The 18,359-nt window shown below is 50.2% G+C and carries 21 protein-coding genes; 5 read left to right on the top strand and 16 right to left on the bottom strand.

Translation table 11 applies throughout. The features are described 5' to 3' along the window. Positions 1-4: 4 nt before the first annotated feature. From G535_RS0107880 to ndk, 4 genes are all read right to left on the bottom strand, one after another. Positions 5-1,051 carry a RodZ domain-containing protein gene (locus tag G535_RS0107880; protein WP_026861567.1) on the bottom strand — a complete coding sequence of 349 codons (1,047 nt, stop codon included), beginning with the start codon at positions 1,049-1,051 and terminating at the stop codon, positions 5-7. An 11-nt stretch (positions 1,052-1,062) separates the two neighbouring features. Further along, positions 1,063-1,851, bottom strand: coding sequence for a type IV pilus biogenesis/stability protein PilW (gene pilW, locus G535_RS0107875; RefSeq protein ID WP_034727900.1), 789 nt, complete (start codon positions 1,849-1,851; stop codon positions 1,063-1,065). Between the two features lie 70 nt (positions 1,852-1,921). Beyond that, the gene (gene rlmN / locus G535_RS0107870; RefSeq protein ID WP_026861565.1) at positions 1,922-3,055 is read right to left on the bottom strand and encodes a dual-specificity RNA methyltransferase RlmN; all 1,134 of its coding nucleotides are present in this window, start codon (positions 3,053-3,055) and stop codon (positions 1,922-1,924) included. Positions 3,056-3,207: 152 nt separating this feature from the next. Next, entirely contained in the window at positions 3,208-3,639 is a 432-nt protein-coding gene (gene ndk / locus G535_RS0107865; RefSeq protein ID WP_026861564.1) for a nucleoside-diphosphate kinase, read from the bottom strand. A 164-nt stretch (positions 3,640-3,803) separates the two neighbouring features. On the opposite strand from ndk, the gene msrA reads away from it, so the two are divergent. Both msrA and G535_RS0107855 read left to right on the top strand, forming a co-directional pair. Next, positions 3,804-4,334 carry a peptide-methionine (S)-S-oxide reductase MsrA gene (gene msrA, locus G535_RS0107860; protein WP_026861563.1) on the top strand — a complete coding sequence of 177 codons (531 nt, stop codon included), beginning with the start codon at positions 3,804-3,806 and terminating at the stop codon, positions 4,332-4,334. A 114-nt stretch (positions 4,335-4,448) separates the two neighbouring features. Beyond that, entirely contained in the window at positions 4,449-4,994 is a 546-nt protein-coding gene (locus tag G535_RS0107855) for an acyloxyacyl hydrolase (protein ID WP_241970451.1), read from the top strand. A 1-nt stretch (position 4,995) separates the two neighbouring features. Here G535_RS0107855 and fdx read toward each other — a convergent pair whose 3' ends face one another. The 9 genes from fdx to suhB form a co-directional block, all read right to left on the bottom strand. Beyond that, on the bottom strand, positions 4,996-5,334 hold the full coding sequence (gene fdx / locus G535_RS0107850) for an ISC system 2Fe-2S type ferredoxin (RefSeq protein ID WP_026861561.1): 339 nt from the start codon (positions 5,332-5,334) through the stop codon (positions 4,996-4,998). A gap of 57 nt (positions 5,335-5,391) precedes the next feature. Continuing rightward, on the bottom strand, positions 5,392-7,275 hold the full coding sequence (hscA, locus tag G535_RS0107845) for a Fe-S protein assembly chaperone HscA (RefSeq protein WP_026861560.1): 1,884 nt from the start codon (positions 7,273-7,275) through the stop codon (positions 5,392-5,394). Positions 7,276-7,290: 15 nt separating this feature from the next. Then, positions 7,291-7,800 (bottom strand): co-chaperone HscB, encoded by a 510-nt coding sequence (gene hscB / locus G535_RS0107840; protein ID WP_420834817.1) that lies wholly within the window; start codon positions 7,798-7,800, stop codon positions 7,291-7,293. Beyond that, positions 7,800-8,123, bottom strand: a complete 324-nt coding sequence (iscA, locus tag G535_RS0107835) for an iron-sulfur cluster assembly protein IscA (RefSeq protein ID WP_026861558.1) — start codon at positions 8,121-8,123, stop codon at positions 7,800-7,802. The genes hscB and iscA overlap by 1 nt, the downstream gene beginning before the upstream one ends. Positions 8,124-8,151: 28 nt before the next feature. Continuing rightward, a complete protein-coding gene (iscU, locus tag G535_RS0107830; RefSeq protein WP_026861557.1) occupies positions 8,152-8,535 on the bottom strand; it encodes a Fe-S cluster assembly scaffold IscU in 384 nt (127 codons plus the stop codon). Positions 8,536-8,549: 14 nt separating this feature from the next. After that, a complete protein-coding gene (locus G535_RS0107825) occupies positions 8,550-9,764 on the bottom strand; it encodes an IscS subfamily cysteine desulfurase (protein ID WP_026861556.1) in 1,215 nt (404 codons plus the stop codon). 30 nt (positions 9,765-9,794) lie between these two features. Continuing rightward, a complete protein-coding gene (iscR, locus tag G535_RS0107820) occupies positions 9,795-10,283 on the bottom strand; it encodes a Fe-S cluster assembly transcriptional regulator IscR (protein WP_026861555.1) in 489 nt (162 codons plus the stop codon). A 244-nt stretch (positions 10,284-10,527) separates the two neighbouring features. Next, complete coding sequence (gene trmJ / locus G535_RS0107815; RefSeq protein WP_026861554.1) at positions 10,528-11,259, bottom strand: tRNA (cytosine(32)/uridine(32)-2'-O)-methyltransferase TrmJ; 732 nt, start codon at positions 11,257-11,259, stop codon at positions 10,528-10,530. A 12-nt stretch (positions 11,260-11,271) separates the two neighbouring features. Beyond that, positions 11,272-12,072 (bottom strand): inositol-1-monophosphatase, encoded by an 801-nt coding sequence (gene suhB / locus G535_RS0107810; RefSeq protein WP_026861553.1) that lies wholly within the window; start codon positions 12,070-12,072, stop codon positions 11,272-11,274. Positions 12,073-12,271: 199 nt separating this feature from the next. On the opposite strand from suhB, the gene G535_RS14090 reads away from it, so the two are divergent. Continuing rightward, a complete protein-coding gene (locus tag G535_RS14090; RefSeq protein ID WP_084616828.1) occupies positions 12,272-12,442 on the top strand; it encodes a DUF3545 family protein in 171 nt (56 codons plus the stop codon). A 62-nt stretch (positions 12,443-12,504) separates the two neighbouring features. Here the strand turns inward: G535_RS14090 and ung are convergent, their stop codons facing one another. After that, positions 12,505-13,173: a uracil-DNA glycosylase gene (ung, locus tag G535_RS0107800; protein ID WP_084616827.1), complete on the bottom strand. Its 669-nt coding sequence runs from the start codon at positions 13,171-13,173 to the stop codon at positions 12,505-12,507. A gap of 77 nt (positions 13,174-13,250) precedes the next feature. On the opposite strand from ung, the gene G535_RS0107795 reads away from it, so the two are divergent. Next, on the top strand, positions 13,251-14,351 hold the full coding sequence (locus G535_RS0107795) for a glycosyltransferase (RefSeq protein ID WP_241970452.1): 1,101 nt from the start codon (positions 13,251-13,253) through the stop codon (positions 14,349-14,351). Here the strand turns inward: G535_RS0107795 and G535_RS13225 are convergent. Next, positions 14,328-15,326 (bottom strand): stealth family protein, encoded by a 999-nt coding sequence (locus tag G535_RS13225; RefSeq protein ID WP_051207055.1) that lies wholly within the window; start codon positions 15,324-15,326, stop codon positions 14,328-14,330. The two genes, G535_RS0107795 and G535_RS13225, sit on opposite strands and share 24 nt — an antisense overlap. A gap of 181 nt (positions 15,327-15,507) precedes the next feature. Here G535_RS13225 and G535_RS0107785 point away from each other — a divergent pair, with 181 nt between their 5' ends. Further along, positions 15,508-16,263 (top strand): glycosyltransferase family 25 protein, encoded by a 756-nt coding sequence (locus tag G535_RS0107785; protein ID WP_026861550.1) that lies wholly within the window; start codon positions 15,508-15,510, stop codon positions 16,261-16,263. Here G535_RS0107785 and G535_RS0107780 read toward each other — a convergent pair. Next, positions 16,260-18,287 carry a S9 family peptidase gene (locus tag G535_RS0107780; RefSeq protein WP_026861549.1) on the bottom strand — a complete coding sequence of 676 codons (2,028 nt, stop codon included), beginning with the start codon at positions 18,285-18,287 and terminating at the stop codon, positions 16,260-16,262. The two genes, G535_RS0107785 and G535_RS0107780, sit on opposite strands and share 4 nt — an antisense overlap. Positions 18,288-18,359: the final 72 nt, after the last annotated feature.

The raw sequence follows: 18,359 nt of genomic DNA, 5'->3' as shown, positions 1-18,359 counted from the left end.
CAACTTAATCAAGCGTGAGCGCAACACTGCGATCACGCACATAGTTATCAAGACTTACATTGTCGCCATTATACGTCAAAGTCACCGCTTCTGGACGACATAAAATTAAATCAAAGGGCGGCTGTCCCGCCAACGGCATGCGATAACCTTCGGCTTTAACCCCAATCGCAATGGCTTCGCCGGTGGCATCGGTCACTTTAACCCAGCATGCTTGGCTAAACTCAAGTACCAGTTGCTCAGAGGTCGGCGCGGCCGCTGCTGTTTCGCTCGCAGGTACTGAGGTTGGCTCTGCTGGCACTTCTTCAGCATCATCACTCGTAGCCGCTTCGGCGTCAGCACTGCTTGGATTTGCGTCAGTAGGCGTTGCTGCGCTGTCTTGTGGTGCTTGCACGTCATCCTCGGTCGGTAACGCGTCCATCGTACTGGTGGTTGCACCAGCTGCTTGCGCCTGCGCTTCGGTCAACGGCGCATCAGTGGTTTCTGCTGCAGTTTGATTGACCGTTGGGCGTACCACTTGGGTAAGATTTGAGGTCGATTCACGCAACTGCTCAGCTTGTTGCTGGGTAGGTGCATCGTCACTACCGGTAATGGTTTTAAGGCTAAATTCACTTTCTTGCCACCACCACACCAGCACTAACACTAGCACCGCAAGAATAATCACGTAACTGACCCACTTCAGACGGCTTTCGTTACGCTCTTTTACTTTGCGACGCGAAAAGCTATGCATGGTCACGTTATCTGTCCCCGGCTGCTCATAACCGAGTTGCTGATAAGCATCAAAAACCTGTTTTTCATCAACACCTAGAGCTTTCGCCATTGACCGTAAATAACCACGAACAAAGGTCGCTGACGCCAACTGCGCATAATCGTCAGCTTCAATAAACTGCACCACCGCAAGACGCAAATGCAAACTATCAGCAACCTGCTGCTGCGAGAGCCCCTTTTGCTCTCGTGCTTGTGCCAACAACTGACCAGGTGTGGTCCCCTGTGGGCTTGCTGTGGTTTCGTCGTGAGCTACTTCTTCATTGAATAAATCGTTATTTGAGGTCATGGCTTACTTCATTATGAGTTGGGGGCTGCTTTACGCGCACGATAGTCGTGTGCCTGTCGTGAATCGGGAAAGCGTGAAATCAATAATTCGCCAAAAGTCTGTTGTTTTGCACGGTCCTTTAACTGGCGTGCGAGTTCGGTCTCGAGCCACAAGTACTGCGGTGATAACTGCGGTAACTGCGAACGGCGCTCGAGAATGCGTTGCGCTTCTTGGTAACGCTGTTGTTCTAACAATACCGCAGCGTAACTCTCAAGAATAGTGCTATTTCGGGAGCTATGGTTGATGGCGCGCCGAAAGTAGCCGTCAGATTTCTCAAAGTCACCTGCTTGGGCTGCGCAGCGTGCTGCATTCTCATAGGTGGCAGCCACTTTGATGTAGTCGGGTAAACTGAGGGCGGTATTAAAACTCGCATCGGCCTCTTGATAACGCCCCAATGAACATAATAAAACACCGAGATTATTGTGCGTGTCACCATTGTTCGGCTGCCCCGCAATGGCCTTGCGGTAATAACGTTCGGCGCTTGGAAAGTCTTTGACCTGCTGGTAATACAACGCCATACCAGTTTGCACGGAGGGATTGTTGGGCGTGTAGTCACGCGCACGTTCCAAGTTGACACGTGCTTGCTCAAAGTTGCCCAGCTGTAAATATTGGAGCCCCAAAGCTAAGCGCGTTGCCGCAGCTTCTTCGGCATTAAATTCAGGCGCCGGCGTTTCCTTTCCATCTATTGTTCGCTGACTTACGCAGCCAGTCAGTAGAAGTAGGCTCATGCCAACGCCAAGTGCTGTTATAAGAAATCGCATGTCCGACCCTCTTCGGTTGTGGCTATGCTATCTTGACGACACCTCGCCTGCCTATGTTCACCGCGGGACTTTACGAAAGTTTGACGTCAATCCCCGCGCCGCCACGTTGCGCTTGTTGCTTCTTCAAGATGCGTTTCGTTCGGTCAATGACATCACCGACCAATTGACCACACGCGGCATCGATATCGTCACCACGTGTCTTGCGCACAGTTACAATGTAGCCGTGCTCCATTAACACCTTGGCAAAACGGTCAATCCGCGAATTACTTGAGCGACCATAGTCATTGCCAGGGAATGGGTTAAAAGGAATCAAGTTAATCTTACACGGCGTACCTTTCAAGGTTTGCGCCAATTCTTTTGCTTGATCCATCGAATCATTTACGTGGTCCAGCATAACATACTCAATGGTAATATTTTTATTCGCCTTTGAGCCATCAATATAGTGACGGCTCGCAGCCAAAAACTCCGCGATGTCATACTTTTTATTAATCGGCACGATTTCATTGCGCAGTTCGTTGTTCGGGGCATGCAATGAAATCGCCAAGGCGACGTCGATTTGCTCTTTGAGTTTATAAAGTGCAGGAACCACCCCTGAAGTACTTAAAGTGACGCGGCGTTTCGACAAACCAAACGCATTATCGTCAAGCATCAACTCCATAGCCGGCACCACATTGGTGAGGTTCAAGAGCGGCTCGCCCATGCCCATCATGACGACGTTAGTGACCGCTTTAATGCCGGTTTTACCAAAGGCACCCAACAATTGATTTACGCGCCAAACCTGACCGATAATTTCAGCGACGCGAAGATTACGGTTGAAGCCCTGCTGGGCGGTCGAACAGAAAGTACATTCCAGTGCACACCCGACCTGCGAACTCACACACAAAGTGGCGCGGTCGTTGTCAGGAATCCAAACCGTCTCGACGTCCTGGCCGTCAAATAGGGTCATGGCAAACTTGATGGTGCCGTCGCTGGATTGTTGCTGCAAACGCACTTCCGGTGCACGAACTTCGGCGACTTGCTTCAATTTTTCACGCAACGCCTTATTCAAGTTGGTCATTTCATCAAAATCATCGACACAAAAGTGATACAACCACTTCATCACCTGGTCGGCACGGAACGGTTTTTCGCCAAGTTCTTGGAAGAACTCGCGCAAACCTTGGCGATTTAAATCAAGCAAATTTACTTTTTTGTCGACGGCGTTCATGAATGCAACCAAAAGCGTTAGTGAATCAAATGATGAAAATAAGCGGTAATTCGAGGGGGATACGCTCGATATTAGCTATAAACAGAGTCTAGCATAGCCTGCGTATAGCTAATATCACAGGGCTGGGATGTAACCCAGCCCTGCAATCAAACTTAGCGAGTGCGCGCGCAGATTTCTTCGTCAGCGAAGAAGTAAGCGATTTCACGTGCCGCTGACTCAGGAGCGTCAGAACCGTGAACTGCGTTTTCGTCGATAGTTTCAGCGTAGTCTGCACGTAACGTACCAGCAAGCGCTTCAGTCGGGTTCGTTGCACCCATGATTTCACGGTGACGTTTTACCGCGTCATCACCTTCCAATACGCTCACTACGATTGGACCTGAAGTCATGAACTCAACCAAAGCACCAAAGAAAGGACGCTCGCTGTGCTCAGCGTAGAAACCTTCCGCTTGCTCTTTGCTCAAGTGCATCATTTTAGCTGCAACAATGCGCAAGCCAGTGCTTTCGAAACGGTTGTAGATAGCGCCGATGACGTTTTTTGCAACTGCGTCAGGCTTGATGATTGATAAAGTACGTTCTAAAGCCATGTTGATCTCCAATAAAGGCTGTCTAAAATAAAGTCGCGCGGATTATACACGCTCATGATCCGTCACGCTACCTCCGCCCTATGACATTAGAAAAACAGCGATTAACGCTTCTCAGCATCACTGAACCATGATATAGATGTCTAAACGTCTGTAAGGAGTAAAGCATGACCCAACAAATTACCCTCGCCGGAGGTTGTTTCTGGTGTATCGAAGGTGCGTACAAACAAGTGCGTGGTATTGTTAAAGCTCAATCAGGGTACACCGGCGGGAGCCTTGAGTCGCCCACCTACGAACAAGTTTGCACGGGAACCACCGGCCACGCTGAAGTGGTGCAGTTAACCTTCGAGCCGCTGTCAATTTCAGTCCGCGAAATTTTAGAGATCTTTTTCGCGCTGCATGATCCAACCCAACTCAACCGCCAAGGGAACGACGTTGGCACCCAATACCGTTCGGCAATTTTTTATCATGATGAAGCGCAGCGTGAGGCAGCTGAAGCCATTATTGCAGAAATGCGTGCCGAGCAAACTTGGGACGCGCCGATTGTCACTGAAGTGCAGCCACTTGAGGTCTTTTGGCCCGCCGAGGACTACCATGAGAACTATGTCGAACGGAATCCACAAAACGCTTACTGTCAGGCCGTCGTCCACCCAAAACTTGCCAAATTTAAGCGTACCTTCGCTGAAAAATTGGAATAACCGCTTACTTTAGCAAATACAAAAATAACAATTATTTCATTACATACATTCATGAATGTATGTATAATTTAAGCTCCTTTTGACGCACCATTATGACCTCGAGGAGCTCTTACCTTGTCGAAGCGTTTTTCTATTTCTGCTCTGGCAGCAGCATTACTTTGTACGCCTGCGGTAGCCTCTGCGGCAGAGTTTCATGTCGCAGGCGCCTACTCGGCTGACCAGCTTTGGGGCATGCGAGTCGGGCTGCGCTCCAATGCGCTCGAGCAACAACTCTTACCAAATAACGTACTGGATTTAATCGGTAGTCCGAGTATCTATCTTGAAGGCGCCCTGAATCAGTGGCGAGACTCTGATAACCACGATGATAAGCTCAACGCCCTCACCTTGTTGCCGATTTTCCAGTGGCATTTGGCCGGTGAACAACGTCCGCTATACCTTGAGGCCGGCATCGGCGTTGCTTTGCTTGATGATTCAACGATCAGCAATCGGGACTTATCGATTCACTTTCAGTTTGAAGATAGGATTGGCTTGAGTTGGCAGTATGGGACGAACTCGAAAGCACGTGTGAGTGTGGTATACACCCATTATTCACAAGCGGATCTTGATCGTCCCAACGATGGTTTGGACTTCTTTAGCTTGAACTGGCATTACCCGTTCTAACTTAGTGATTTTCTTTCACCATATTGATGGTGTACTTCGGAATTTCGACCACCAAATCTTCGCCTTTAACGCGCGCTTGGCAACCCAGGCGCGAATCAGGGTCAAGACCCCAAGCTTTATCAAGCATGTCGTCTTCGTTATCGTTGATCTCGTCAAGAGAGTCATAGCCTTCACGCACATAGACGTGGCAGGTGGTACATGCGCAAACTTTTTCACAGGCATGCTCAATGCCAATGCCGTTGCGCAAGGCAACATCTAATACGCTCTCGCCATCCGCAGCCTCAACAGCTGCACCTTCAGGACAAAGTTCATCGTGCGGAAGGAATACGATTTTTGGCATGCTGGGTCCTCGCTCCAATCAATCCAGATGATGTGGCAGCCTGCGCTGCCAGCATCTTTATAACTCGTTAACGTTACTGCCCGACAGGGCTTTCCGAATACTTGCGTCCATACGACGTGCGGCAAACGCATCACTGGCTTTATCGACCGCTTTAATGGCCGCTTCTATCGCCTCAGTACTGGTGCCGGCACGGCTCTCTTGCAACTGCGCCATCGCGCTATCTAGCTGCGCCCGCTCAGCGTCGTCTAACAGCTCACCGTCAACTGCAAGCGCGCTACTCAGTGCTTCCAACACTCGGTCGGCTTCGACCTGTTGCTCACGCAACATGCGCGCTGCCATGTCTTCTTTGGCATTACTCATCGACGACTGAATCATTTGAGTGATATCGTCCTCATTCAAGCCATACGAAGGTTTCACTTGAATCGAGGCGGTGACACCGCTTGATTTTTCCATCGCTGTGACACTTAACAAACCATCCGCGTCGACTTGGAAGGTTACGCGAATATGCGCCGCACCCGCTGCCATCGGTGGAATATCCGTCAACACAAAGCGCGCTAATGAACGGCAGTCGTCAACCAGCTCACGCTCACCTTGCACAACATGCACCATCATCGCCGTTTGACCATCTTTGAAGGTGGTAAACTCTTGCGCTTTGGCAACTGGAATGGTGGTGTTCCGCGGGATCACTTTCTCGACCAAACCGCCCATGGTTTCCAAGCCAAGCGAGAGCGGGATCACATCCAACAACAACATTTCCGAGTCAGGTTTATTCCCTGCAAGGATATCTGCCTGAATCGCGGCGCCAATCGCAACCACTTGGTCTGGATCAATTGAGGTTAACGGCTCGCGCTGGAAAAACTCTCCTACAGCGCTGCGCACACGTGGCACGCGCGTGGAACCACCCACCATCACTACCTCGACCACTTCGTCGACGCTAACTTCAGCATCTTTCAGTGCCCGGCGGCAATTCACCAATGTGCGGCGAATAAATGGTTCAATTAGCGCATCTAAGGTATCGCGCGATAAGGTCATGGCAACATCGGCTGTCAGCTCATCACCGGCAGGCATTTCTACCGTGACGCTATCGACGTCAGTCAGTGCTTCTTTGGCCTGCTTCGCAGCATTAATCAGACGCCGTTCGAGGCGCGCTGATACCGCGCTTGGTAGCTGCCACTGCTGTTTAAAGTGGGCAACTAAGGCTTGATCGAAGTCATCTCCACCAAGGGCACTGTCGCCACCGGTCGCTAACACTTCAAACACACCACCTTGCAAACGCAAAATTGAAATATCAAAGGTACCACCACCGAGGTCGTACACAGCGATCAAGCCTTCCCGTCCAGAATCCAAACCATAAGCCACGGCTGCTGCAGTGGGCTCATTCAACAGACGTAAAACATTCAATCCCGCTAATTGCGCGGCATCTTTTGTACTCTGGCGTTGCGCATCATCAAAATAGGCTGGGACGGTAATCACCACACCGGTAAGCTCGCCGGCTAAGCTTGCTTCCGCGCGAGCACGCAGTGCGCTTAGAATATCAGCAGAAACCTCTATGGCATTCTTCTCGCCCGCCGCCGTGTGAAACACAGGAACGCCGTTATCGGTTTCGCTCATACGATAAGGGATATTCGCAAAATTCTGCTGTACATCAGCTACGGTGCGGCCGATAAAGCGTTTGACCGAGACAATAGTATCTTCCGCGATACTCGTCGCTTCACGCTGATGTGCCATCGCAGCATAACCAACGACCGGTGCTTCGGTGGCGCTATAGTGCACCACTGAAGGCAATAAAATTCGGCCTTGCTCATCTGCTAAGACCCGCGTTTCGCCACTCCGCACTGTAGCAACAAGGGAGTTGGTGGTACCTAAATCGATACCAGCAGCCAAACGATGTTGGTGAGGGGCAGTACTTTGTCCAGGTTCTGCAATCTGCAACAATGCCATTTAAAAACCTCTTTTTTACAGGGCGTTATCTTCTATTTCTTCAAGTTCGCGCCGTAGCTTTTGCATGAACTTTAGCTTGCGCACTGTGTCTGCAGCAGGCTCATCAGCCCCTGCTTGTAAATCGCTTTCGAGGGCTTGCTGCAAGGCTTGTGTTTGTTCATCAAGCTCTTTGTAGGCAGCATCCATGGCGGCAAAGTCGTCGCCAGCGAGCGTTTCGAGACGTTCGCGCCATTCCATTTGAGCCATCAAAAATTCAGGATCTTGCAACGTTTTCTGTTCGTGTTGCATGTCGACGCCACGCAACGACAGTATATACTCAGCTCGCGTAAGTGGATTGCGCAGCGTTTGATAAGCGTCATTGAGTTGTGAGGTGCGCTGCACAGCCAGCAACTTATCGCGTTCGCTGGCATTGGCAAAACGGTCGGGATGTAAGGCTTGTTGCAGCTTGCGATAGCGTTGCTGCAACTCAGCCAAATCGATACTGTAGGCTTCGGCAAGACCGAATAATTCGAAATGATTCATCATTAAACGTTGAAGCTCTCACCACAACCACACTCGCCTTTGGCATTGGGGTTGTTGAATTCAAAGCCTTCATTCAAACCTTCTTTGACGAAATCAAGCTCGGTCCCGTCAAGGTGTATCAGACTCTTACCGTCGATGATAATTTTCACACCTTTGTCTTCGAAGATGGTATCGGTATCGTCCACTTCGTCAACAAATTCCATGACATAGGCGAGCCCTGAACAGCCGGTGGTTTTCACCCCTAAGCGGATGCCTACGCCTTTGCCACGTTGTTCCAGAAACGAGCGAGCACGTTGTGCCGCAGTTTCAGTCATGGTAATTGCCATCACTTAACCTTTATCTACGTCGTTAGGGTTAACCTGCGTGCTTTTTCTTGTAGTCTTCCAAAGCAGCTTTGATCGCGTCTTCTGCAAGAATCGAGCAGTGAATCTTCACTGGTGGCAACGCCAACTCTTCTGCAATTTGCGTGTTTTTCAACTGTGCAGCTTCCTCGATGCTTTTGCCTTTGACCCACTCGGTGACCAGTGAGCTAGAAGCAATTGCAGAGCCACAACCATAGGTTTTGAATTTCGCGTCTTCAATCACACCAGCATCGTTGATTTTCAGTTGCAGCTTCATTACGTCACCACAAGCTGGTGCACCAACCATACCGGTTGCGATCGAAGGATCGTTTTTATCAAAGGCCCCGACGTTGCGCGGGTTTTCATAATGGTCGATTACTTTATCACTATATGCCATAACTCTTACCTCTCTTAGTGAGCCACCCACTCGACGCTTTCTAAATCAACGCCATCTTTGAACATTTCCCAAAGGGGTGACATGTCGCGCAAGCGACCAATAGATTGTTGAATTTGCTGTACTGCATAGTCGATTTCTTCTTCGGTAGTAAAGCGACCAAAGCTGAAGCGAATCGAACTATGTGCCAATTCATCGTTACGTCCTAAAGCGCGTAATACATACGACGGTTCAAGACTCGCCGAAGTACAGGCTGAGCCCGAAGATACCGCGAGATCTTTCAACGCCATAATGAGGCTTTCGCCTTCAACAAAGTTAAAGCTAACGTTGAAAATATGCGGTACACCGTGTTCGAGGTTGCCGTTAATGTACACCTCTTCGATATCTTTAATGCCGTTCCATAGACGGTCACGCAGCGCAGTGAAACGCTCACGCTCTGCAGCCATTTCAGCTTTAGCGATACGTGCAGCTTCACCCATGCCTGCAATTTGGTGGGTCGCAAGCGTACCAGAACGCATACCGCGCTCATGGCCACCGCCATGCATCTGAGCGTTCAAGCGCACCCGCGGGCGACGACGTACGTACAAGGCGCCGATACCTTTAGGACCGTACATTTTGTGACCTGAGAAACTCATGAGATCAACCGGCAAAGTTTGCAAGTCGATGTCAATTTTACCTGCGCTTTGCGCTGCATCGACGTGGAAAATGGTCTTATTTTCACGACATAAGTTACCGATGGTCTCAATGTCTTGAATCACACCGATTTCATTATTTACGTGCATCACGCTCACCACTACAGTGTCTTCACGCAACGCTTGCTTGAACACGTCAAGATCAATCAAACCGTCTTCTTGCACGTCTAAATAGGTGACTTCAAACCCTTCACGCTCAAGTTGGCGACAGGTATCGAGGACAGCCTTGTGCTCGGTTTTAACCGTAATAATGTGCTTACCTTTTTTCTGATAGAACTCGGCCGCACCTTTAATCGCTAGGTTGTCAGACTCTGTCGCACCCGACGTAAACACAATCTCACGAGGGTCAGCGTTGACGAGTTCGGCAATCTGATTACGCGCAATATCAACCGCTTCTTCGGCTTGCCAGCCAAAGCGGTGCGAACGTGACGCAGGGTTACCAAACTGCCCATCTGGCGTCAGGTATTGCATCATCTTTTCTGCAACACGAGGGTCGACAGGTGTGGTTGCTGCATAATCAAAATAAATCGGTAATTTCATTCAGTGCTACTCCTTCCTCTGCCAAGCGAACTAAACTTGGCACCTCAGTGCAATTTGTTGCTCGCGCTTTTTCTGTTCAGCGACCTGAGCATTTTGGCGTTCGGCGATGGTACTGATATCTTGCTGCTTCACCAGCTCCGCCAAGCTAATATTTGCTAAAAAGTCTTCAATTCTTTCGCTGAGATTTGACCATAATGAATGGGTCAAACAGCGATGACCGCCTTGACAGTCTCCTTGGCCACCACAACGCGTTGCATCAATGCTTTCATCTACCGCACGAATGACCGCGCTGATCGAAATCTCATCTGGTGTAATGCCGAGTCGATAACCACCGCCGGGGCCGCGCACACTACTGACAAGCCCTTGCTTTCGCAAACGCGCAAACAGTTGCTCTAAGTAACTTAGCGAAATGCCTTGTCGCTCAGAAATATCTGCTAACGGCACAGGGCCTTGTTCTGTATGAAGTGCAACGTCTAACATTGCTGTTACGGCGTAACGTCCTTTTGAGGTTAAGCGCATAGCTGGGTTCCTCCGAGTTGATGCCGTAATTTTCGCATTCCCGACTAATTTAGTCAAGTATTATGGATTCGTTGTACGTTTATCGTTATTCGTTATCCGTTATTCGAAAAAACCAGAACAAAATAAAATAATTGGGTTTCTAACTTGCTCTAGTTTTTGACGAAACAATGTTGTCGTAACCATTAACCAACAACGAATAACGAATAACGAATAACGATAAACGATCAGCGCCGCAGCGCCTGAATCACGAAATACTCTTATCCACGGATGCCAAGATGCCGCGCAGAATATTCAACTCGTTTGTTTCTGGACGCGCGCGGGTAAACAACCGCCGTAACTTCGCCATCACCTGACCAGGATGCTGCTTGATAATAAAACCGGTATCCGTCAGCGTTTGCTCCAAATGCACATAGAAGCGCTCCAAATCTTCAGTGAGCGGATAGCTTAACGCTTCCGCTTCGCCCTGCCCTGCCGGAGCTGTCTCTTGTGCTTCCAACCATTGCATCCGCACTTCATAAGCTAAGGTTTGGACGGCCATGGCCAAATTCAAGGAGCTGTAGTCAGGATTCGAAGGAATGTGCACATGATGCGTACATTGCTGTAATTCCTCGTTCGTCAGACCACTACTTTCGCGACCAAACACCAACGCAACCTGGTAATTTTCACTTTCACGCAACAACTGCCCCGCCGCTTCACGTGGACCAAGCAAAGGCCAGTCTAACGTACGGTTCCGAGCACTGGTTCCGATCACCAAGCCACAACCTTCGATGGCTTCGCTTAAGGTGCCAACCGTCACCGCCTGATGGAGAATATCCGTCGCACCCGCCGCGAGAGCTGATGCATGACTGTCCGGTGGTTGCACAGGATCCACCAAGGTGAGCTGCGACAGCCCCATGGTTTTCATCGCACGCGCAACAGAGCCAATGTTGCCCGTATGCGACGTATTCACCAGCACAATCCGAATATTCTCTAACATCATTGGCTCCTGTTACTTCATGCTTGCAGGTAGGTGCGGACGCGCTTTGGTAAGCAAGTGCTGGACCACTTTCGGGTTACCTGCAACGGTGTGTCCCGTTTGCATAAAGCTATGGCCACCGGCAAAATCCGCAACCAAACCACCTGCTTCACGCACGATCAGGCTGCCTGCTGCGATATCCCATGGTTGTAGGCTAAACTCCCAAAAACCATCAACGCGACCTGCCGCAACATAAGCAAGGTCGAGCGCAGCTGAACCTGCACGACGCATGTCTGCAGTTTGCTCAAACAGTGCGGCGAAAACATTTTGGTAGCTCTCAAGCAAATCTTTACGCTTGAATGGGAAACCGGTTGCCAATAACGCGCCGTGCAAGTCGCGTTGTGCTTTCACACGAATACGCTTGCCGTTCAGTTGGGCGCCAGCGCCTTTGCTGGCTGAGAATAGCTCTTCACGCAATGGGTCATAAACCACTGCCGCTTGCACAGAACCTTTGTAGAGATAAGCGATCGAAATCGCAAAGTGAGGAATACCGCGCAGGTAATTGGTGGTGCCGTCCAGCGGATCAATAATCCACTGATGCTCTGGCGCCGCACCTTCATGTGAGCCACTTTCTTCGGCCAAAAAGCTGTGGTCTGGATAAGACTTTTGAATGGTCTTAATAATCGCTTGCTCTGCCGCTTTATCAAGCTCAGAAACAAAATCATGCTGACTTTTTGATTGGATATTTAAATCAGCTTCGATGCCAAAATTTTTGGTTAAAATTTTGCCGGCCGCACGCGCAGCGCGCACCGCGATGTTTAACATGGGATGCATACCAAATTACCTGTGCTGTGAAAGAACAATTTTGTGGCCGCGGATTATACGGGGTTAGTGTTAGGAAGGCAAGATATGTTGCTTTTACAGACGACCAGAGGCACGCACAAAAATCACACAAGGCTTGTCTTTTATTTCACCAAGTGTTATTTAAGTGTTGCGCTAAGTCTAAAAAACAACAATAAGCTAGGAGGATCCCATGGGTCATTCACAAGAGCTAGGTAGTGTTGAAACGAAGCAAAGCAAGTCACGTCGCAGTAAACGCAAGTGGCGAGAAATTGAAGCGCTTAAAGAAAAATACAGACTCAAAGAAGAATTACAAGATATGGATTACGGTTTAGATCTCGAGCTCGACGAACTCGACTTCTAAACCACAGGTTTGCTTGCTATTCGCGGTAAGCTCCCTGCGGCCGCGAATAGCATTCAAGCTGATCACCATTCAATTGGCGGTGTCAGCAGCGCGTTGACACGGCGAAAGTGACCGCATTCAAAAAAGCCACGGTGCGCCGATAGCGGTGACGGGTGCACAGAGGTCAGCACGTGGTGACGTGTTGGATCAATCAACTCCTGCTTCTTCTGCGCATGTGCCCCCCACAACAGAAACACTACGCCTTCGCGCGTCGCATTGATATGCTCAATCACCGCATCAGTAAAGGTTTCCCAGCCCCAACCAGCGTGCGCATGCGCTTTGCCCTGCTCTACCGTGAGTACGGTATTCAACAACAACACTCCTTGTCGCGCCCAATGACTAAGATCACCATGTAGCGGAATATGATAATCCGGCTCATCATGGGAGATGGCTTTAAAGATATTGCGCAGTGACGGCGGAAATTTGACGCCCTCCGGTACCGAAAAGCTCAAGCCGTGGGCTTGACCCGGACCGTGATAAGGGTCTTGACCAAGAATCACCACCCGCACTTTCGCCAAGGGAGTTAGCTCAAAAGCACGGAACACCTCAGCAGCCGGCGGGTAGATAGTGACGCCATTGTCACGCGCTTGTTGCACCCGAGTTAACACGCTCTGCAAGCACTGCTGCTGATGTGGCTGCGTAAAAAAGTTTCGCCACCCTTGGTCAAGTTGTAAGGTCTCCAATGCTATCATTGCTATTCCCTAATTTTTAACACTCGGTAGAATGTCCGAGTAGAACCCAAAATTGTACGACGACCATGACATCATCTATGAAAAAGCTCAAAGTTCTGCATTTTGTTACCGGCGGCTTCTCCGGTGGCGCAACCCAAGTCGCGCTCGGACTCGTCCGTGCAGCGCTGGATTCAGATACCTGTGATGCACTGCTCGTGCTCCGCAAAAAATCTCATGCGGACCGCCAACGCATCCAACAGCTTTATGATGAGGGCTTACCGCTGGTCGAGGTCAATAATATCACGCATCTGACCACAATTTATGAGCTCATGCGTGTTTGCGAGCGCTATCAACCTGACGTGCTTGTTGCCCACGGCTTTAGCGAACACCTATGGGGGCGCTATGCGGGACTTCTCGCGCGCGTGCCAACACTGGTTCATGTCGAACACAATACCCGCGAACGTTATACCTGGTGGCGCTTAAAACAAGCCCATTGGCTCACGCGCTACACCAAAGTTTTGGTCGGCTGTTCTGAAGGGGTACGCCAAGCCTTGCTAGAAAAAGGCTTCCCGGAAGAAAAGTGTATTGCCATTCCAAACGGGATTCATTTGGGTCCATTTCAAGCAGAACCACGACCTTGGGCGACCCGTAAAAACGAGCTCATCATGGTGTCTCGCATCGCCAAGCAAAAAGATCATGCGACGCTCATTCGCGCCATCGCCATACTCCGTGAGCAAGGTCTAGAGCTCCCCCTAAAGCTGGTCGGCAAAGGTAAGGCGAAACTAACGCAATCACTGCAACGATTGAGCCATGAACTTGGGGTGGATGATTTAGTCGATTTTATGGGATTCTCTTCAGAAGTTCCGCGCTTACTCAGTGAGACCAAGTACTTTGTCCAGTGCACCCATTATGAAGGGATGCCACTCACACTGTTAGAAGCTATGGCCGCAGGTTGTGCCGTTATTGGCAGTGCCGTTCCTGGAGTGCAGGAGGTCATCGCTCATCAAGATACTGGACTCCTGCATGAACACGCCAATGCTGAAGCGTTAGCTGCTCAGCTGAAAAGTGTCATGAGTGATGACGCCACAGCTGAGGCCATGGGACAGCGCGCGCGCACACAAGCCTTCGCGGAACACAGCAAAGAGCTGATGCATCAGCGCTACGAAGAACTCTTTTTAAACATCTCGGCGGACCGCTGAGGTCGAGAGGCCACCAATACGCTGACGCAACCATCCGATAATAAGCGCACACTGCTCAGGAGAGGCTAGATCAAGGCTTTGCACGCAAGCAAACTTGGTGCCTTCAGTCCGATTAAGTTTGCGCTCTAGTCGCGCCAGCGGGTAACGCCGTGGTTTCACGTTCATCCCGTCATTCAGCCCAGCCAAAACCGCTTGTTGCTGCAAAACTTGCCAGTGATACGCCAAGGCCACCGGTGAAAACTGCGCACGATGACGTAATTTATGCTGAATATTTTCGATAAACCACCGCGGATGCTCTGCAAATAAGGTCGCAAAGGTCGAGCGTCGCAGAGGATGTGGCGTATGATCTAAGCGATAGAAGTCGCGAGCAAACCCCAGCCGCTGTGCGGCCCGCTCCTGTGAGTATTTAAAACCCGGGTTATGCTTCTCAGGCGGACCCGCAAACCAATTTCGTAATCGTTTGCTCCAGCGATACCTGCTTTGCTTTTGCTTCACCGCGCGCAACACCGGCTTACCATCGACAAAGAAATCCTCGGCAGCGACAGGCTGTAACAGCATCACATCGTCGTTAAAGTAGATAAAATGTTCCGCCAGATCTGGGATCCGCCACAACATGGTTTCGATCGTTAAGCTGTTGAAGGTCGGCAACACCTGCTCATAACCACGAAAAATCACGCGATGGTCAATCACTTCAATACGCTGGGCAAGTTCTTTATCAACTAGCTGCTTAAGCACACACGGGTACTGGTTGTCTGTCACAATAAATATCTTGCGCAAAAACGGCGCGAACTTAAGGAGCGACGTTAGACAATAGGCAAGCTCACCACATTCGCGAAAGCGGGTTGGGTGCGCTGCAGCCGGACGCTGCCCCAAGCTTTCTAAGTATGCATTTAACTTGTCACGATGCGCTTGCTCGTTGCCATCCACCCACGTAATTACCGCATCGATCGTCTGCTGTTTGTCAGCGCCTGCCACGCTCGCTTCTCCTCAACTCAGTTGACTATGGGAACTTCTGCAGCACAAAGATGACGCCCAAACGGAAATCGTGACAGGTTTGCAATGAAAAGATCATGAAAAGGCGCTTGGGAAGCTGGGGGGACTTCCTACAATAGCCGCTGCGCATCATGCACTATGTTCATGGGAGGAAAAGACGTACATGGACCACAATCCTAAGTGGGCTATCTTCGTGATTAACTTGCAACGTGCCCCACATCGCTGGCGCGCGGTAAGCCAACGCTTGAATGCTTTGGGTCTTCAGTATCAGCGTATTGATGCTGTTGATGGACGGCAGTTATCGCAGCAACAGTTGCAGCAGTTGATTGATCATGAGCGTGCGCGCAAAGATTATCACTCGCCTCTTTCAGCCAGTGAAGTTGGCTGCTACTTATCCCATTTAAAAGCGTGGCAAGCGATTATCGATCACGATCTTGATTTTGCGATTGTGCTCGAAGATGACGTTGTGTTCAGCGACAATTTTGCCATTGTACCACCGTGCATCGCTAGCATTGCCGAACCTTGGGATGTGATCAAACTGGCGGCGCCACACAAGCAACAACGCACCCAAGTATTAGGTGAGTTTAGTTCATTTCGCTGGGTCAGCTATCGCAAGCCCCCCTTAGGTGCATGCGCACAAGCCGTAAGCAAGCAAGGCGCGACAAAGATATTAGCGCAACGTCGACAAGTATTTCGTCCGGTTGATGTCGATCTTCAATGGCAAGATGAGCTGGGATTACGGATTCGGGGCTTAACTCCCTACACCGTCGACCACAGTCACACGCATGAAAGTGATATTTTTCGGATTGCTGGGCGCCATGAGACCTTGAACCGCCCTTTCCAACGCCTCAAGAATAAGATCAAACTTCAGCTCGATAGTATGCGGGCACGTCGGAATACGCACCCGCAATCACGTTAATCGCTGTACTTTTCAAACCAGTACAGTATATAGGCCACTTTTGCCATTAGGTTTGATGGACGACTATAGATCCCGTGCGGTGCGTCGGGAACACGCACCATCGCGGTCTCTACGCCGGCCAGCTTGAGGGCTTGGTAATACTGCTCAGACTCAGAGATTGGCGTGCGATAATCCGCATCGCCAGTCAACAACATGGTCGGTGTCGTTACATTGCCGACATAACTGATCGGCGAGTACTTCATGTAATGGTCAAGATGCTCCCAAGGTAAACCTGGGAACCAATAAGCACCAAAGTAGTTGTACATATCTGCAGTGAGTACAAAGCTGTACCAATTGATCACCGGCTTCGCTACGACAGCCGCACGAAAACGGTCGGTATGGCCAACAATCCAAGCGGTCAACACCCCACCACCACTGCCGCCAGTGACATACAAACGATCTTCATCGATAAAGCCTTTCGCAATAACAGCGTCGACACCATCCATCAAATCATCATAGTCCTGACTCGGATAGTTGTGATGAATCTCTTGGGCAAAGTCTTCACCATAACTGGTACTACCGCGTGGGTTGGTATACAACACCACGTTTCCAGCTGCAGCCATCAATTGTACCTCTGCCGAAAAACTCTCCGCATAAGCGGTATGTGGACCACCGTGGATTTCCAGAATCAATGGATATTTTTGCTCAGGATCAAAATTAGGTGGGTACACCAACCACCCTTGAATTTGATAATCACCATGCTGAGAGTCATACCAAATTTCTTCCACTCGGCCCAGATGTTTGGTGGCGAGTAAGTCATCATTCAAGGCAGTCAATTGACGCTGCATCTTGCCATGTTGTAACACCAAGTCCGCAGGGCGCTCGGCATCAGCCTTAGTAAACACCAGTTGCTTGCCATTCACGTCAAAAGCGCCACCACTGTACGGACGGCTGTAACTCAAACCGCCCATCGCGTCGGTCAATTGTGCACGCTTACCATCTAACCCTTGCATCACGATATGGCCTTTGCCATGACGGTCATACGCAAAGTAAAGCGCTTGGCTATCGTCACGCCATTGCACGCTGCCCACACTGTAATCGAGGTCGGCAGTTAACAACTGTGGTTTGCGTTCCTTGAGATCCATCACGTACAGCTGGTTAAGCTGATAACTCATTTTTTTATCATCGTACCCAACCCAAGCGACTTTCTGGCCGTCAGGGCTGATGACCGGTGAACGGTCAGGGCCATCGCGGTCGGTCAACTGGGTTAACTCACCGGTAGCCAAGGCAACTTGATACAGCTCCGAGTTCTGCGGCTCGAAAAACGCCTCATCATGCAAGTTCGCAGAGAAAATAATGTGCTGACTGTCATCACGCCACGCCAAAGTACCACCGTGGTGGTGTTCACCCGAGGTGACTTGACGCGGAGTGCCACCACTGGCGGGCATCACATAAATCTGTTGATAACCATCGGCGGCGTAACCTGAACCATCAAAACGATAGTTGTCTTTATCGATGTATTTTGGAGCCTCAGCCCACTTCGCCCCTTTTGGCGCCTTCGGTAAGCTCACCGGTGGGGCTTTAGGCGCTGGTGTAAACATCGTAAACGCAAGCCATTGACCGTCTGGGGACCAAGCGAGGTTGCTCGGTGCGCCGGTGAGTCGTGTCACTGGTGCATGTTTACCGGTATCGGTCCAATACAGATGGATCTGCTGACGGCCGCTACGGTTTGACACAAAAGCGAGTTTGCTCCCATCGGGAGACCAGACCGCTGAATGATCATTGGCATCACCACCAAGTAGAGGTCGCATGTCGCCAGCATGGTCTACTTGCCAAAGTGCGCCATACTTACGGTCCGTCATAATATCCATATAGTTCCGGACAAATACGGTGTAGTCGCCCGAAGGATGAATGCTCGGTGAGCTCGCATATTCCAGCTCAAATACATCTTCCAATTGCAGTGTGTTCTGTTCAGATGCAAACGCAGCGCTAGTGGTCAGCTGCAGCGAGCTGGCGATGACGGCACCTACAATATAATTTTTCATTCTATTCCCCTTGTTCGCAGCAATACTCTATCAATACGAGTTGCGCAGCCCTTGCGCAAGTCGTGTTCGATA

It is taken from the genome of Pseudidiomarina sediminum DSM 21906, from assembly GCF_000423165.1.
Classification (GTDB): Bacteria; Pseudomonadota; Gammaproteobacteria; order Enterobacterales; family Alteromonadaceae; genus Pseudidiomarina; species Pseudidiomarina sediminum.
The sequence above is the reverse complement of the archived record's forward strand: the minus strand, read 5'-3'. Positions and strand labels throughout refer to the sequence as shown.

What these genes read in the sequence shown, in the direction of transcription:
- G535_RS0107880 (WP_026861567.1), bottom strand. Translation starts at nt 1,051, where the DNA reads ATGACCTCAAATAACGATTTATTCAATGAAGAAGTAGCTCACGACGAA.
- pilW (WP_034727900.1), bottom strand. Translation starts at nt 1,851, where the DNA reads ATGCGATTTCTTATAACAGCACTTGGCGTTGGCATGAGCCTACTTCTA.
- rlmN (WP_026861565.1), bottom strand. Translation starts at nt 3,055, where the DNA reads ATGAACGCCGTCGACAAAAAAGTAAATTTGCTTGATTTAAATCGCCAA.
- ndk (WP_026861564.1), bottom strand. Translation starts at nt 3,639, where the DNA reads ATGGCTTTAGAACGTACTTTATCAATCATCAAGCCTGACGCAGTTGCA.
- msrA (WP_026861563.1), top strand. Translation starts at nt 3,804, where the DNA reads ATGACCCAACAAATTACCCTCGCCGGAGGTTGTTTCTGGTGTATCGAA.
- fdx (WP_026861561.1), bottom strand. Translation starts at nt 5,334, where the DNA reads ATGCCAAAAATCGTATTCCTTCCGCACGATGAACTTTGTCCTGAAGGT.
- hscA (WP_026861560.1), bottom strand. Translation starts at nt 7,275, where the DNA reads ATGGCATTGTTGCAGATTGCAGAACCTGGACAAAGTACTGCCCCTCAC.
- hscB (WP_420834817.1), bottom strand. Translation starts at nt 7,800, where the DNA reads ATGATGAATCATTTCGAATTATTCGGTCTTGCCGAAGCCTACAGTATC.
- iscA (WP_026861558.1), bottom strand. Translation starts at nt 8,123, where the DNA reads ATGGCAATTACCATGACTGAAACTGCGGCACAACGTGCTCGCTCGTTT.
- iscU (WP_026861557.1), bottom strand. Translation starts at nt 8,535, where the DNA reads ATGGCATATAGTGATAAAGTAATCGACCATTATGAAAACCCGCGCAAC.
- G535_RS0107825 (WP_026861556.1), bottom strand. Translation starts at nt 9,764, where the DNA reads ATGAAATTACCGATTTATTTTGATTATGCAGCAACCACACCTGTCGAC.
- iscR (WP_026861555.1), bottom strand. Translation starts at nt 10,283, where the DNA reads ATGCGCTTAACCTCAAAAGGACGTTACGCCGTAACAGCAATGTTAGAC.
- trmJ (WP_026861554.1), bottom strand. Translation starts at nt 11,259, where the DNA reads ATGTTAGAGAATATTCGGATTGTGCTGGTGAATACGTCGCATACGGGC.
- suhB (WP_026861553.1), bottom strand. Translation starts at nt 12,072, where the DNA reads ATGCATCCCATGTTAAACATCGCGGTGCGCGCTGCGCGTGCGGCCGGC.
- G535_RS14090 (WP_084616828.1), top strand. Translation starts at nt 12,272, where the DNA reads ATGGGTCATTCACAAGAGCTAGGTAGTGTTGAAACGAAGCAAAGCAAG.
- ung (WP_084616827.1), bottom strand. Translation starts at nt 13,173, where the DNA reads ATGATAGCATTGGAGACCTTACAACTTGACCAAGGGTGGCGAAACTTT.
- G535_RS0107795 (WP_241970452.1), top strand. Translation starts at nt 13,251, where the DNA reads ATGAAAAAGCTCAAAGTTCTGCATTTTGTTACCGGCGGCTTCTCCGGT.
- G535_RS0107785 (WP_026861550.1), top strand. Translation starts at nt 15,508, where the DNA reads ATGGACCACAATCCTAAGTGGGCTATCTTCGTGATTAACTTGCAACGT.
- G535_RS0107780 (WP_026861549.1), bottom strand. Translation starts at nt 18,287, where the DNA reads ATGAAAAATTATATTGTAGGTGCCGTCATCGCCAGCTCGCTGCAGCTG.